Source organism: Pseudomonadota bacterium (assembly GCA_027624955.1).
Lineage (GTDB): Bacteria > Pseudomonadota > Alphaproteobacteria > UBA828 > UBA828 > PTKB01.
On the sequence record JAQBTG010000059.1, the window covers coordinates 1 to 14095 of the forward strand.

Below are 14095 nucleotides of genomic sequence, written 5' to 3' on the forward strand. Positions count from 1 at the left end.
CTCCTTTAGATCAGGCCGTAGATTGTTCCAAATTATATGACGACGGACACTGCGCGACTAGTTCATCCGCCAGCACATGTAACGGTACGAAATAAAACGCTGTTCCAATAGCGCCGCTACGGATCGCGTCAGCTAGTGCTTCAACGGTGGCACGTGATTTACCAACTCCGAGGTCTATCTTGAGTGCGTGGACCGGTGGCACAGGTTCCGGCCCAACGGATACAATGCCAGCACTCCGGTCTTCTTTTATCTTCGCAGCGTTGAATCTTGCCGCCTCATCCATGAAATCATCGACGGCCTGGCGGGTTTGGAGCCGCGCCGTATTAATGTCTAATTCTGAAGTGGCAGGGTAAGAAACTAAGGGGCTTGCCTGCACAGCATTCTCGATTAGTGCGCGGACGGCATCGTTACCGCCGGCAAGAAGCACATCGTTGAAATCCTGGCCTAGCGGTGGAGTTGTAACCCTCACATCGATTCCGCGCTTGATCATTGCATCAACGCCACTGCGCAACATCTTGTCGCTCGGGCTTCCCAGTTCATCGCCATCACGAGCAACGATGACCCGACGGCCGAGCGGAAGATGTTCGGCAAGCTTGGCGATTGATCCTAGTGCTACCCATGTTTCCCAGCCCATCGCCTGCCAGACGCTGAGGCCAGTTTCAGGACCCTCAGCCAGCATTAAGGGGCAATCGTTCGGTCCTGGGAATTGCACCGCAGCACCATCTAACGGCCCGAGCGTTTTCTTGGGATTCGGCAGTGACGCCTTCGCCGGTATTTCTTTGTCCAGATAGATCTGATGGATAGCTTTCACGTTTCCAGCAATATCCGTCGCCGGCAATACCAGAGCTGGCCACTCCCCAAATGATTTGCCATCGTGAAAATATTTCAGCGCGGGATGATAACGGCATGCCGCAGGCACGTACGCGATGCCACGCGCTCTTAGATAGGACGCTACATGTGTCCCCGCCGCATCTTGGGTCTTATTCAGAATTGCAATTGCAGATTCAGTGCGTCTAGCTTTGTCGGCGGTAACTTCCGCCTCCTGCTGTTGCCGCTCTTCTGCTTGGTCCTCCCGCGGCCTTTTTCTGACCCCGTGGTTCCGTCGGTAAGATTCATCTGAGACCCCCAGCCAATCTTTTGCCCATTGAATGGCCTCAGCTTTGTCGAGATCCAGTTCATACTGGATAAATTGAATCGGAGAGCGACCTTTTCCGTCGCCGTCAAAAGGCGTGATGCGGCCTTTGTCTTTGCCGGAATCCTCGACTTTTAGGCCCCCCTTGGTTCCGTATTCAATTCTTGTACCGATCCGCTTCCCAGGATTTTCTGGTGGACGCAGATGTTCGACCAAATCCTGTACGTGCTCCCTAAGCTGCGCATCAATCTTTTCGATCGGGATTTGCTGCCGGCGAGGATTTCGTGGCTCACATGGCGGAGGTGCTTGAAAGGTCATGGGGCATCACCCCAGTTTCTGAGCGGCGGAGTGTCTGGTATTTCATCATGCGAGGCGCGTGAGATTGCATTGGGTAATTCAGCCTGCGACTTGAACTCCAAACTACTCATCTCCGCACCCCCGACTTCGATATCGCGGCGTCACGCTCTTGGCGCTTCCCCTCAAGCCACTCGTCGATCTCAGCCTCGATCCATGCGACACGGTTTTCGCCGAGCCGGATGGGAGCAGGGAACTTGCTACTCCTGACTAGTCGTCTGATATGTACGGGATGGAATGAAACGCGCGTCGCCACGGCATCAATCTTAAGTACACGCATGTTGTAACCTCCGTCATTCTGTTAGCCAATGATTCGGAGGTAGAACACGTTTAAACAGTAATGTACCTGTGGAACGAAGAGGCCTTTTAGATACACACTTGTGGCGAAATCCTGTATTTCGACTCTTGATAAGCTATTTATATTCGTGCTTTTTTACTAAATTTTCGTTTATAAACTTCCCCAGCCTTTTCTAATAGAAATTTGATAAGATCCGGTTCGATGGGCCTAGGTTCAATCGTATTGAAGCGTGGATCCTTCATCCATTTGATCACTGTACTTCTCGATATGCCGCCATTCATCGGGTCGTCCCCACCAAAAGCCTTTAAGATCGTCTTGATGGGGTGGCGATCCTCGATCAATTTACTTTCTACGGCTCGACGGTACGCTACGGCATCCTTTACGCAGGACTCCTCGGTTGGCGTTCTGCCACTTTTTCCCACTGAGCGCGTTTCGGGAGATAGCAGATCGTTGGCCGTACCCGCGATAATATCTTTTAAAGCATTTGCCAGTTCTAAGGCCATTTCTCGATGTAGTTCTGAATGACCTGAGGCGTGCTCCATAAGTGCGCGGTAATAAATTTCCCGAAATTGGGTTGGCATCTCCTTACAGGTTTTTATTCGCGCTTTTCGTAGTGCGAAATACTCATCTATTATTGAAGATTCTTTAGCCATCACTTCTCAACCTTCTTCATCGGCACAACGTTCTCAGTCGTGCCAGGGTTCAGTATGCTTTCCAACTTCTGTCCCCAGGCATCAAGCGCCCGTCGGCGATCGTCCAGCAAAAGACCGACGGTGTAGGTCGCGGTTATGCCTTTATACGATTTGGGGTCGTGGTTGAGACAGGCACCGATCACATGCGGCGCGATGCGAAGTTCATCTTCCATCACCGTCGCCATCGTGCGGCGCAGGTCGTGAAGCCGCCAGTCACTGACGGGGATCATTCCTGCCCTGGAAAAATCTTCAGAAGCGGTTGACTGATCACACCGAACCTTGGCTTTTGAGAAGCCCGATACTGCCCTGTTTGCATTTGAGGACGTCGGAAATAGAAGGTCGCTGCTGTCAATACGAGGTAGAGCAGTGACGATACTCATAGCTACGGAATTGAGTGGTACAAGGTGGTCACCGCGATCTGCCTTTGTATCCAGCGATGCTATTGTCCAGAGAGCCTCATCCATATCTATCATCGACCACCGAGCGTTAGCGACTTCATCTCGGCGTTGGCCGGTGGCTAAAAGTAATTGGAAGAGGGGGCCAAACGGATAACTCAAATCGTCTGTTGCCGCCCACATTGATCGAATCTCATCTTCGTTCAAAACGCGGGTTCGTTTTTTCTCTCCTTTCCGCGCCATGCCAGGGACAATTGGCGTGACCTCAAGCAGTGCCCGTTCGACAAGTGCCCAGTTGAACAGCTTGCGGACGGTCGCCAGGACGCGGTTTGCCATATAGAGGCCGCTACCATCTTGGACTGTGTCGAGCAGAGCGACCACGTCGGCGCGCCCGATATCATCAATGCGCCGATCACCCCAGACTGAGGTTACATGCTTCGCCAGGATACGTTCGTCCTCACGCCAAGACTTCTTGTTTGGGACTTTCCCGCCGCCATGCGCATAGCGCCGTATATACAGATCCGCTACTGCAGCGAAGTTGTGTTCGTCCCGTCGCTTCTCGGCCTGCTGCTCGTCGCGCTGATTCACTTCTTGCCGTCGTTTTTCATCTAGTGGATCAATTCCACTTTTGGCCTTTGCCTTGACGGTCGCCGCTGCTTCACGGGCCTTCGACAGTGGCATGACGAGAGCATTGCCCAAACTCATGCGCCGATTCTTACCGTTGCAGCGAAAGTTGACGACGAATGTCTTGTTGCCGCTCGGCGATACTCGCAACGCGAATCCACCCACACTGCGGTCGAAAACCTCGTACTGAGAATCAGCGGGTTTGGCGCTACGGATCTTTACATCGGTCAAATCTTTTGTTGCGCGTTTCGGCAAATCAGCGGCTCCTCACTAGGCGACACCTAGGCGACAAAATATGCGCTATGGCGTGTCGCCTTATGTTCGCGTATGTTAGCGAGATACCGACAAATGTCAATGAAGTGAAGGGGTACAGGAATATGGATGCTCTGATATGTTAGCTAAAATTGTCTAGTAGCATGTAACTCTTAATCAGCGGGTCGCAGGTTCGAGCCCTGCTGCGCCCACCAATTAATTTATTGGGTTTAGATATAATTTATCACCCATTGCGGCCAATCTTAGATCATCTGTTGGACGCAGAATATCCAAACCATGTGGCGCCAAATGGATACTCTGCCTCGACCTTGTTGATCTCGCTGCGCGCCCGCTCGTAGATGGAATAACAGAGCGCTTTGAACTGCCGGTTGATGTCCTGGCTACGGGCAATAAGCGCGGCGAGGAATTCAACGGGCGAAAGTGTATGCGGCCTGTAATCGCGCTAGCGCCTCTGTTGCAGTCATATGGCAGAGCTCAAATTCGGCCGCGGGCTCAGACCTCCAGCCACTCCTTGCGGACTCGCTCGTTGACCCGCAAATCCTCCGGCGTGCCTTCGAAGACGATGCGGCCATGGCCCATGACGTAAATTCGCGCTGAAATGCCAAGCGCGATCGTGAGCTTTTGTTCGACCAGCAGGATGGCGACGCCGCGGGCCGCGATTTCCTCGATCAAGCGGCCGACGCGCTCGACGATTTGTGGCGCCAGGCCTTCGGTCGGCTCGTCGATCATCACCAAATCTGGGTCGCCCATCATGGTGCGGCAGATGGTCAGCATCTGCTGCTCGCCGCCCGACAGCACGCCGGCGGAGATGTCGGCGCGTTCGCGTAGATTCGGGAACAGCTCGAAGGCGTCTTCGATCGACCAGCGGCCCTGCTTACGCGCGGATTTCTGCCCGAGGATGAGGTTTTGCCGGACCGTAAGGGTCGGAAAGATATCTCGATTCTCCGGGACATAGCCAAGACCGTTGCGGGCGATAACATGGCTTTTGCGCCCTACCAGTTCTTCGCCTTTGAATAAGATTGAGCCCTCAGGCCGCACTTCGCCGATGATGGCCTTGAGGGTAGTCGAGCGGCCGACACCGTTCCGCCCCAGCAGGCTGACGATTTCACCCTCGCCGACATCCAGATTAACACCCTGAAGAATATGGCTCTTGCCGTAATAGGCGTGCAGGTCCCGGACTTCCAGCATGTCAGCCCGCCTCGGTGCCGAGATAGGCTTCCTGCACCTTGGCGTTGGCACGAATTTCCTTGGGCGTGCCGGTAGCGATGACTTGGCCGTAAACCAGCACTGAGATGCGGTCGGCTAAATCGAACACGACGCCCATGTCATGCTCGACGATGATCATGGTGCGGGCCGCCGAAATATCGCGGATCAAAGCCACTGCTTGTTCAGTCTCAGCACCGCTCATGCCCGAAGTCGGCTCGTCGAGCAGCACCACCTTGGCCCCGCCTGCAATGGTCACGGCGATCTCCAGTGCGCGCTGGTCGGAATACGACAACAACCCGGCCGGCATGTTGCGGCGTGAGGTCAAACCAGTCTGCTCGAGGACCGACTCGGCGCGTTCGCGTAAATCGCGCCGGCGATTGACGAATTGCCAGAAGGAATAACGGTAGCCGAGATTCCACAACAGGCCGCAGCGCACATTTTCAAATACGCTCATATTGGCAAAAATATTTGTGACCTGAAAGCTGCGGCTGAGGCCTTTGCGGTAAATGTCATGGGGCGCGCGGTTGGTGATGTCCTCACCATTCAACTCGATGCGCCCACGGCTCACGTGATGGCGCCCAGTCACGAGATTGAACAGGGTCGATTTGCCGGCGCCGTTGGGGCCGATGACGGCGTGAATCTCGCCTTTAGCAATGGCGAGATCAACGCCGCGGATCACTTCGGTGTTGCCAAAGGTTTTCTGCACGCCGCGAAATTCGATGGCAGCGGTCATGACGCCACCGCCGCCCGTGCTTCATGCATCGCCGCGCCGTAGGATTCCGCGAGGCGCGGATAGGACCGCGAGCAGCCGAACACACCGGCGGCGGCGAGCGCAGTACACACCAGCCATGGCCAGAAATCCGCTGTGTCCAAGGAAATCCCATAGAGGGTGAAAAGAGTATTCTCTGTGGTCGTAGTGCTGAGGAAATAAAGCATCTCGATCAATCCGGCACTGCCCACCAGGGCGACCAAGCTCGTGCACAGCGCCGTACCATAGGCGGGTAGCAGGCACAGCAGTAAGCTCGGCGCGGCGCGGCGGATCGGATCGTGCATCATGATCAAGCCGGCGATCCCGCCCGGCGCAAACATCACAATGATGACAAAGATCAGGCCAAGATAAAGATACCAAGCTGGCGTGATATCGCTCAGATAAGCATTCAGCAATGTAATCAGAATAGCGCCTATGATGGGCCCTGCGAAATGACTCGTGCCACCGATATAGACGGCGATCAGAATGACCGCCGAGCGGGCAAGGCCCACAGTCTCAAATCCGACATGCTCGAGATTTATCGCATGCAGTGCACCGGCCAGCCCGGAGAAGAAGGAAGACAGTGAAAAAGCCAGCCACCGCACTCGGTGGGTATTGTAGCCGATGAACTGAACCCGCTCAGGGTTGTCGCGCACCGCATTCGACATTCGCCCGAACGGCGTGCGCGTGATCGCGTACATGGCGAGCGTTGCAATCACGCACCAGACGGCGATCAGATAATAGACCTGGATATCAGGGGCATAGGTGATGCCGAACCATTCTTCGCGCACCCAACGGTCGGTTTGCACGCCTTCTTCACCGTTGAAAAAGAACACGATGATCAATGTGAGTGCGGTCGCCAACTCGGCAAATCCGAGCGATATCATGGCGAAGGCGGTACCGGCGCGGCGCGTCGAGACGAAGCCGATCAATATTCCAAAAAACAACCCGGCCATGCCGCCCGCAAGAGGAATCAGCGATACCGGCACGTAGGGCAGATCACCGTTCGCCATGCCGTTCAGCACATGTGCCGTGACATATCCGGCAAGGCCGAAATAGATCGCATGTCCAAACGAGAGCATACCGCCCTGGCCGAGCAGCATGTTGAAGGCGAGAGCAAGAATGATCGCCACCCCGCCCTGGCTCATAACGGTGAGGGCAAATCCGGAGTTCACGATCAACGGCAAGATGATCAGGAGCGCGATAAGCAACGCGCCAACACTAATTTTTTGGGCGCTCGGCACAGTAGGCATCATCATACGTCACGCGTCCCAAAGAGGCCGCGCGGGCGGAAGATCAGCATCAGGACGAGCAGCAGATACGGCACCAACGGTGCGATGCCGCCGGTGGTCAAATTGACGAGATCAGCGAGAACGCCATCGGCCTCGCGCTCCACCCCAAGCACTGCAAAAATTGGATAGAGCGAGAAATCGTAGGATATCGCCATATTGTTGAGAATGCCGATCAACAGCGAGGCGATCAGCGCGCCGCCGAGCGAGCCGAGCCCGCCGACGACGATGACAACGAAGACGATCGGCCCCAACTGGATCGCCATACCGGGCTCGGTGCCGAGCACGTTGCCGCCGAGGACACCGGCTACACCAGCTAGCGCGCAACCGACGCCGAACGTCCACATGAAGACTTTCGGCACATCATGACCGAGCGACGCCACCATGTGGGGATGGGTCAGTGCGGCGCGGATGATGAGGCCGATGCGGGTGCGTGTCAGGCCGAAAAACAGCGCGACGAAAATGCCGATCGAAATAAGCAGCATGAACAGGCGATAGGCGGAATAATCGAGGCCCTGCCAGACGAAAGCGGCGACGTTCAGGGAGGCGGGAACGTCGTACGGGACCGGCACCTTGCCCCATATCATTTGCACCACTTCTTCGATGACGAAGGCAAGACCAAAGGTAAACAGCAGTTCCGCCACATGACCAAAGCGGTGCACCGGGCGCAGCGCATATCGTTCCACCGCCGCGCCGAACACACCGACCAGAATGGGTGCGACGATGAGGCCGGGCCAGAAACCAACATGATCGGCGATTTGATAAGCGAAATAGGCGCCCAGCATAAAGAAACTGGCATGGGCGAAATTCAGCACCCCCATCATGCTGAAAATTAACGTGAGGCCGCTGGCCAACAGGAACAGCAGCATCCCGTAGAGGGCGCCGTTAAAGAGTGAAAATACGAAGACTTCCAAAATTATTCCCGGCGCACCAAGGGGTGCCATGCATGTGGTGCAAGAAGGCACCGGTCCTCCGCCCCATTAGCGGAGGACCGGGTATTTCTCCGGACTTGCTGCGGCTTTCTACGGCCGCTGCATATCACAAGTCGTCGGCAGGGTGGTGTCTTCCCGGCTGATCACACCGTCGCTCGCGAAGGCCATGTGAAAGTCGTTGCCTTTGTACATAATAGGACGGGCGTATTTTCCGGAAAGCGTGCTGACCATGAGCTGCATTTGGATCTGGTGATCCGATGCGCGCATCTCGACTTCGCCGAGCGGGCCCTGAAAGGTCATGCCCTCAAGCGCCTTGCCTACCGCGATGGGATCATCGCTGCCGGCCTTATCGATAGCCATAGCCAGCATTTCGATCAGCCAACGTTGGCGGTCGGAATACCAGGTGTCCTTATATTTGGCCAAATAAGCATCCGCGAAAGCGACCGAATCGGCGGAAAGGTCCGCGTGATTCTCGTGAAACTCGTTGACCTGCTTCAGGGAAATTTTCGCCGCGTCGGCGCCATAACCAGCCACCGAAGACGTGAGCCCGCCATAGATTGTGTAGAACTGCACCGGTAGATTTGCGCCCGCCGCGAACTTAACCAAACGGACCAGATCGGGACCCCAATTGCCGGTGAGGACTGTATCGGCGCCCGACGCTTTGATCTTGGCGATGAACGGCGTGAAATCCTGCACCTTGCCAAACGGCACGATTAACTCGTCGCCGACGATTTCAATATTCGGCGTTCGCTCTCCAATGATGGCGTGTGCCGCCGCCTGGAACGACTTACCGTAGCCGTAATTTTGGTTGATCATGTAGACCTTCTTGATGCTGCTGTCGCGGCTCATTTGCGTCACCAGCCCAGCCACTTTTTGGTCCACATTGGCATCGAAACGGAAATGCCAGAACGAGCATAATTCGTTGGTGAAAGCCGTCGTCACCGCCGAATGATTGAGAAACATCATGGCTTTGTCGGGATTACGTTTGTTGTTCTTGTTGATGAATTCGATGATGTTGAGAGCGTGGTTGGAGCCGATGCCTTGAATGATATATTTCAGCCCGATATCCACTGCATTTTTCAATTGTTGGGTGGTTTTCTCGGCGCTCATGGCGTTGTCGAGCGGCACGATCTCCAGCATGCGTCCACCAAGAACGCCGCCTCGCGCGTTGATCTGCTCGGCGGCGGTTTCGAAGGCCTGCTGAGCGTCTATACCGACCGCCGCAATCGGACCGGAAAGCGGCTCGATTAAACCGATTTTGATTGTATCGGCGGCGTTGGCACTGCTATTCACCACGGCGAAAAAGCCGCCCACGACTAAGCCCGTCAAACAGGCAAGTATCCCTAATATTCGCATGACAATTTGCCTCCCAAAATTGGTTCAAATTCTTTTACGGCGTTTCGCCCGAGACCAATTAGAGACAGGCCCTTCTTGGCGACTACCCTTAATTAAGTGTACGTTCCCTCCGCAGGAGAGGCAATAAAGCTGTATGTCAGAGGAACCACAATGAGCGCGGTCACAACATCTCGAATTTCCAAGACGGCCGTACTCACGCTAGATCATCCCCCGGTCAACGGTCTCGGCCTGGCGCTGAGGACGGCGCTGGCGGAAGCTTTCAAGGCGGCGGCGGACGATCCCAACATCGCGGCCATCGTTCTGACCGGCGCCGGCCGCATGTTCTCGGCCGGTGCCGATATCACCGAGTTCGGCACGCCGAAATCCATGACCCCGCCGTCACTGCCAGAGATCATCAACATGATCGAGCAGGCGAAGAAGCCGGTGGTCGCAGCAATTCACGGCAACGCGCTGGGCGGCGGGCTGGAACTGGCGCTCGGCTGCGCCTACCGCGTCGCCGTTCCCGGCACCAACATGGGCCTGCCGGAGGTGAGCCTAGGTATTATCCCCGGCGCCGGCGGCACGCAGCGTCTGCCACGCGTTATCGGCGTCGCCGCAGCGCTAGACATGATCGTCACCGGCAAGCCAATCAAAGCAGATAAGGCGCACGCGCTTGGTCTGGTCGATGGACTGGCCGACGGTGATGTGGTGCAGGCGGCGGTGTCGTTTTGCGAGGGTCTGCCGGCCGGTGAAGCGGCGCTGCGCCCGACCCGAGCACGCGAAGACAAGCGCGGCATCGCGCAGGACCATCCGCAACTGTTTGACGATTATCGCAAGGCCATGGCGCGCAAGGCGCGCGGGCTCGACGCGCCCTACGCCGCGGTGGAATGTGTCGAAGCGTCACTGACGCAGGAATTCGATGCCGGACTGTCCTTCGAGCGCGAAACTTTCAAGAAGCTGGTGGTCTCGACTCAGTCACAAGCGCTGCGCCACGCTTTTTTTGTCGAACGCGGCGCCGCCAAGGTCGACGGCCTGCCGAGGGATACACCAACTCAGGAGATCAACCGCGCGGCGGTGATTGGCTGCGGCACCATGGGCGGCGGCATCGCCATGAATTTCGCCAATGCCGGCATTCCGGTAAATATTCTCGAGGTTGAAGATGCAGCGTTGCAAAAGGGCTTGGGGATAATCCGCGCCAATTATGCCGCCAGCGTCGCCAAAGGCCGCATCTCTCAGGACAGGATGGATGGCTGCATGGCGTTAATTAAGGGCGTCACGGATTTCGATGGTTTGGGCGACCCGGATATTGTGATCGAGGCGATCTACGAGAAAATGGATGCCAAGAAAGAAGTCTTCGCCAAGCTCGACGCGGTATGTCCGCCGCACGCGATCCTCGCCACCAACACGTCGACCTTGGATGTGAATGAGATTGCAGCGGCGACCAAGCGGCCGGGGAAAGTTATTGGCACGCATTTTTTCAGCCCGGCGAATGTCATGCGCCTGCAGGAAAATGTGCGCGGCGCGAAAACCTCGGACGAAACTATAGCCAGCACCATGGCGCTCGCCAAGAAGCTCGGCAAAGTCGGCGTCCTGGTCGGCGTATGCGACGGCTTTGTCGGCAATCGCATGCTTTATGCTTATTCGCGCCAGTCGAACTTCCTCCTCGAGGAAGGCGCGCTGCCGGAGCAAGTGGATAAAGCGCTTTTTGATTTCGGCTTTCCGATGGGCCCGTTTGCCGTGGGCGATATGGCCGGGCTCGATGTCGGCTGGCAGATCCGCAAGGCGCGCGCTGCCGCGCGGCCGAGCAATTTACGTTACTCGCCGATCGCCGACCGCATTTGCGAAATGGGGCGCTACGGCCAGAAAACTTCGGCCGGCTGGTTCCGCTACGAGCCGGGTAGCCGAGTGCCGATTGCCGATCCGGAAATCGAAAAAATCATCATCAAAGTGTCAGAAGAATTGGGATATCAACGCCGGCCGATCGACGAAGCCGAGATTATACAACGCTGCATTTACCCGCTGATCAATGAAGGTGCAAAAATTTTAGCCGAAGGCCTGGCCCAGCGCCCCGGCGATATTGACACGGTGTGGCTCTATGGCTACGGCTTTCCGCGTCAGCACGGCGGGCCGATGTTCTACGCCGACACGGTGGGTCTCAAGGAAATCTACGAGGTCATGAGCAAGCTTTATGATGAGCAAGGCGAATGGTTGAAACCGGCACCGCTCTTGGCTGAATTGGCCACAGCCGGCAAAGGCTTTGGAGACCTCTAGCGTGGAGATCATGCTCTCGAGCGGCGACGCAGCGTTTCAAAAAGAGGTCCGCAACTTCATCGCGGCCGAGCTTCCGGGCGACATCAAAACCAAAGTCGAGCGGGGCCAGCGACTTGGCAAAGACGATTATGTGCGCTGGCAGAAAATTCTCTTCAAGCAGGGTTGGCTGGCACCCAATTGGCCGGTTGAGCATGGCGGCACCGGATGGACGCCGTTGCAGCGCCATCTGTTTGAAGAAGAATTGGCGTTTGCCTCGACACCGCGCATCATGCCGTTCGGCCTTGCCATGGTGGCGCCAGTGATCATGGCCTTCGGCAACGCGGCACAAAAAGAACATTATCTGCCGCGCATTCTCAGCAGCGAGAACTGGTGGTGCCAGGGCTATTCGGAGCCGGGCGCGGGATCAGACCTGGCCTCACTCACCACCAAGGCGGTGGCGGACGGCGCGGATTATATCGTCTCCGGCGCCAAGACCTGGACCACGCTGGCGCAATATGCCGACATGATATTTTGCCTGGTGCGCACTTCGGCTGAGGGCAAGCCGCAGGAAGGCATCACGTTTTTGCTGATCGATATGCATTCGCCAGGGGTCAGCGTGAAGCCGATCCGCACCTTGGATGGCGGCGCCGAAATCAACGATGTCTTCCTTGATGACGTGCGTGTGCCTCAGGCCAACCGCGTCGGCGAAGAAAACAAGGGCTGGACTTACGCCAAATTCCTGCTTGGCCTGGAGCGTACTGGTATTGCCGCTATCGGCCGCTCAAAGCAGGAGCTGCGCCGGCTCAAAGTGATTGCCGCGGCGGAACCATCAGGCTCTGGCAGCCTGGCAGAGGACGGTCAGTTCGCCGACAAGATGGCGGATTTAGAAATCGATATTCTGGCGCTTGAATCGCTGGTTCTGCGAATCGTCGCGGACGAGGCGGCGGGGCGCACGGCGGGCGCCGAAGCGTCGATCTTGAAAATCCGAGGCACCGAGATTCAGCAGCGTCTGAGCGAGCTCGCGCTTGAGGCGATCGGCTATTACGCCAATCCCTATATCGCCGAGGCAGGCGAAGCCGGCTGGAACGAAGCGCCTGTCGGGCCCGAACATGCAGCCAACATCGCGCCGCACTACTTCAATTGGCGCAAGGCGTCGATCTATGGCGGCACCAACGAGATTCAGAAAAATATCATCGCCAAGATGGTCCTCGGGCTTTAGCGGACCGACGCTATGAATTTTACCCTCAGCGACGAACAAATATTGTTTCAGGAAAGCGTCGATAATTTCGTCGCCAAAGAATGCGACATCGACCAGCGGCGCGCCCTGCTCGCCGGCGACGACGGCTTCAGCCGCGATCATTGGGCGCGTTTCGCAGAATTGGGCTGGCTTGGTCTGGCACTCGACGAAGCGCATGGGGGTCTCGGTGGCTCGGCCCTGGACGGCGCCGTGCTGATGGAAGCATTCGGGCGCGGGCTGGTGCCGGCGCCTTATCTGGCGTCAGTAGTGCTCGGCGGCGGTTTGATCACTGCGGCCGGAAATGATGCGCAGAAATCGGCACTGCTGCCGGGGCTGGCGGCGGGCGAGCTGATGCTGGCCTTCGCTTATGCCGAGCCGCGCGGGCGCTACGACCTCGCGCATGTCGAAACCCGGGCGGAAAAGAAGAACGGCGGCTATAACCTAAGCGGCCACAAGAGCGTGGTGTTCCACGGCGCCAGTGCCGAGCGGATCATCGTTTCGGCACGCACTTCGGGGGCAGTTGGCGAGACGGACGGCATCAGCCTGTTTCTGCTCGCCCGCGACACGCCGGGGCTTAGCTTGCGTCCCTACCCCACCATCGACGGCCTGCGCGCGGCGGAAGTTAGTTTGACGGAGGCCGCTGGCGAGCTGTTGGGCGCCGAAGGCCAAGCCCATGGCGTCATCGAAGCCGTGATCGACAATGCCATCATCGCGGTTTGTGCCGAGGCCGTCGGCATCATGCAAACGCTGAACGAAATGACGCGCGCCTATGTCGACAGCCGCAAGCAGTTCGGCGTGGCGATCGGCAAATTCCAGGTCTTGCAGCACGCACTGGTCGACATGTATATGGCGCATGAATTGTCAAAATCGCTCACTTATCGCGCGGCGGGCGCTGTCGCGGCCGCAGGTGCGAGAGAACGCGCCCGTGCCGCCAGCGCCGCCAAAGTACAAATCGGCAAAGCGGGAAAACTAATCGGCGAGCAAGCGGTGCAACTGCATGGCGGCATGGGCATGACCGACGAGCTCGCGGTCGGCCATTATTTCAAGCGCCTCGCCATGATCGAAACCCTGTTCGGCAACACCGACCACCACCGCCGCCGCTTCGCCCGCCTGTCAGCCGCGTAAAACCGGTGAATCCACGGCCAACACCGCATTGGACGGCGGCGGCACTTGTGATAGAAGCCTCAGTTTCCAGCGATGGGGCGTAGCCAAGTGGTAAGGCATCGGATTTTGATTCCGTGTACCGGAGGTTCGAATCCTCCCGCCCCAGCCAATTCGCAGAAAGGCCGTTGGAGATCTCTCCAGCGGCCTTTTTCTGTGCGTCGATCAT

At 57.1% G+C, this 14095-nt stretch carries 11 protein-coding genes and 1 tRNA gene; 4 read left to right on the forward strand and 8 right to left on the reverse strand.

What is annotated here, in order from left to right:
* Positions 1 to 10: 10 nt before the first annotated feature.
* The 8 genes from O3A94_16215 to O3A94_16250 all read right to left on the reverse strand — a co-directional run bounded on the left by O3A94_16215 (position 11) and on the right by O3A94_16250 (position 9272).
* A complete protein-coding gene (locus O3A94_16215) occupies positions 11 to 1450 on the reverse strand; it encodes a toprim domain-containing protein (GenBank protein MDA1357799.1) in 1440 nt (479 codons plus the stop codon).
* Positions 1451 to 1903: 453 nt separating this feature from the next.
* The gene (locus O3A94_16220; GenBank protein MDA1357800.1) at positions 1904 to 2437 is read right to left on the reverse strand and encodes a hypothetical protein; all 534 of its coding nucleotides are present in this window, start codon (positions 2435 to 2437) and stop codon (positions 1904 to 1906) included.
* Positions 2437 to 3750: an integrase arm-type DNA-binding domain-containing protein gene (locus O3A94_16225; GenBank protein ID MDA1357801.1), complete on the reverse strand. Its 1314-nt coding sequence runs from the start codon at positions 3748 to 3750 to the stop codon at positions 2437 to 2439. The genes O3A94_16220 and O3A94_16225 overlap by 1 nt, the downstream gene beginning before the upstream one ends.
* Positions 3751 to 4260: 510 nt before the next feature.
* The gene (locus O3A94_16230) at positions 4261 to 4956 is read right to left on the reverse strand and encodes an ABC transporter ATP-binding protein (protein ID MDA1357802.1); all 696 of its coding nucleotides are present in this window, start codon (positions 4954 to 4956) and stop codon (positions 4261 to 4263) included.
* A gap of 1 nt (position 4957) precedes the next feature.
* Entirely contained in the window at positions 4958 to 5707 is a 750-nt protein-coding gene (locus tag O3A94_16235; protein ID MDA1357803.1) for an ABC transporter ATP-binding protein, read from the reverse strand.
* Complete coding sequence (locus tag O3A94_16240) at positions 5704 to 6981, reverse strand: branched-chain amino acid ABC transporter permease (protein MDA1357804.1); 1278 nt, start codon at positions 6979 to 6981, stop codon at positions 5704 to 5706. Before O3A94_16240 ends, O3A94_16235 begins: the two co-directional genes overlap by 4 nt.
* Complete coding sequence (locus O3A94_16245) at positions 6978 to 7925, reverse strand: branched-chain amino acid ABC transporter permease (protein ID MDA1357805.1); 948 nt, start codon at positions 7923 to 7925, stop codon at positions 6978 to 6980. The genes O3A94_16240 and O3A94_16245 overlap by 4 nt, the downstream gene beginning before the upstream one ends.
* Before the next feature lie 108 nt (positions 7926 to 8033).
* Positions 8034 to 9272 (reverse strand): branched-chain amino acid ABC transporter substrate-binding protein, encoded by a 1239-nt coding sequence (locus O3A94_16250; protein MDA1357806.1) that lies wholly within the window; start codon positions 9270 to 9272, stop codon positions 8034 to 8036.
* A 177-nt stretch (positions 9273 to 9449) separates the two neighbouring features.
* Between O3A94_16250 and O3A94_16255 the strand changes: the two genes are divergently transcribed.
* The 4 genes from O3A94_16255 (at position 9450) to O3A94_16270 (ending at position 14038) form a co-directional block, all read left to right on the forward strand.
* A complete protein-coding gene (locus tag O3A94_16255; GenBank protein ID MDA1357807.1) occupies positions 9450 to 11549 on the forward strand; it encodes a 3-hydroxyacyl-CoA dehydrogenase NAD-binding domain-containing protein in 2100 nt (699 codons plus the stop codon).
* Position 11550: 1 nt separating this feature from the next.
* Entirely contained in the window at positions 11551 to 12747 is a 1197-nt protein-coding gene (locus O3A94_16260) for an acyl-CoA dehydrogenase family protein (GenBank protein MDA1357808.1), read from the forward strand.
* A 12-nt stretch (positions 12748 to 12759) separates the two neighbouring features.
* Positions 12760 to 13890, forward strand: coding sequence for an acyl-CoA dehydrogenase family protein (locus tag O3A94_16265; GenBank protein ID MDA1357809.1), 1131 nt, complete (start codon positions 12760 to 12762; stop codon positions 13888 to 13890).
* A 73-nt stretch (positions 13891 to 13963) separates the two neighbouring features.
* A tRNA-Gln gene (locus O3A94_16270) sits at positions 13964 to 14038 on the forward strand.
* Positions 14039 to 14095: the final 57 nt, after the last annotated feature.

Bases quoted from the DNA above. Each gene is read 5' to 3' on its own strand.
- O3A94_16220 (MDA1357800.1), bottom strand. From the start codon at position 2,437: ATGGCTAAAGAATCTTCAATAATAGATGAGTATTTCGCACTACGAAAA.
- O3A94_16255 (MDA1357807.1), top strand. From the start codon at position 9,450: ATGAGCGCGGTCACAACATCTCGAATTTCCAAGACGGCCGTACTCACG.
- O3A94_16240 (MDA1357804.1), bottom strand. From the start codon at position 6,981: ATGATGATGCCTACTGTGCCGAGCGCCCAAAAAATTAGTGTTGGCGCG.
- O3A94_16230 (MDA1357802.1), bottom strand. From the start codon at position 4,956: ATGCTGGAAGTCCGGGACCTGCACGCCTATTACGGCAAGAGCCATATT.
- O3A94_16215 (MDA1357799.1), bottom strand. From the start codon at position 1,450: ATGACCTTTCAAGCACCTCCGCCATGTGAGCCACGAAATCCTCGCCGG.
- O3A94_16235 (MDA1357803.1), bottom strand. From the start codon at position 5,707: ATGACCGCTGCCATCGAATTTCGCGGCGTGCAGAAAACCTTTGGCAAC.
- O3A94_16265 (MDA1357809.1), top strand. From the start codon at position 12,760: ATGAATTTTACCCTCAGCGACGAACAAATATTGTTTCAGGAAAGCGTC.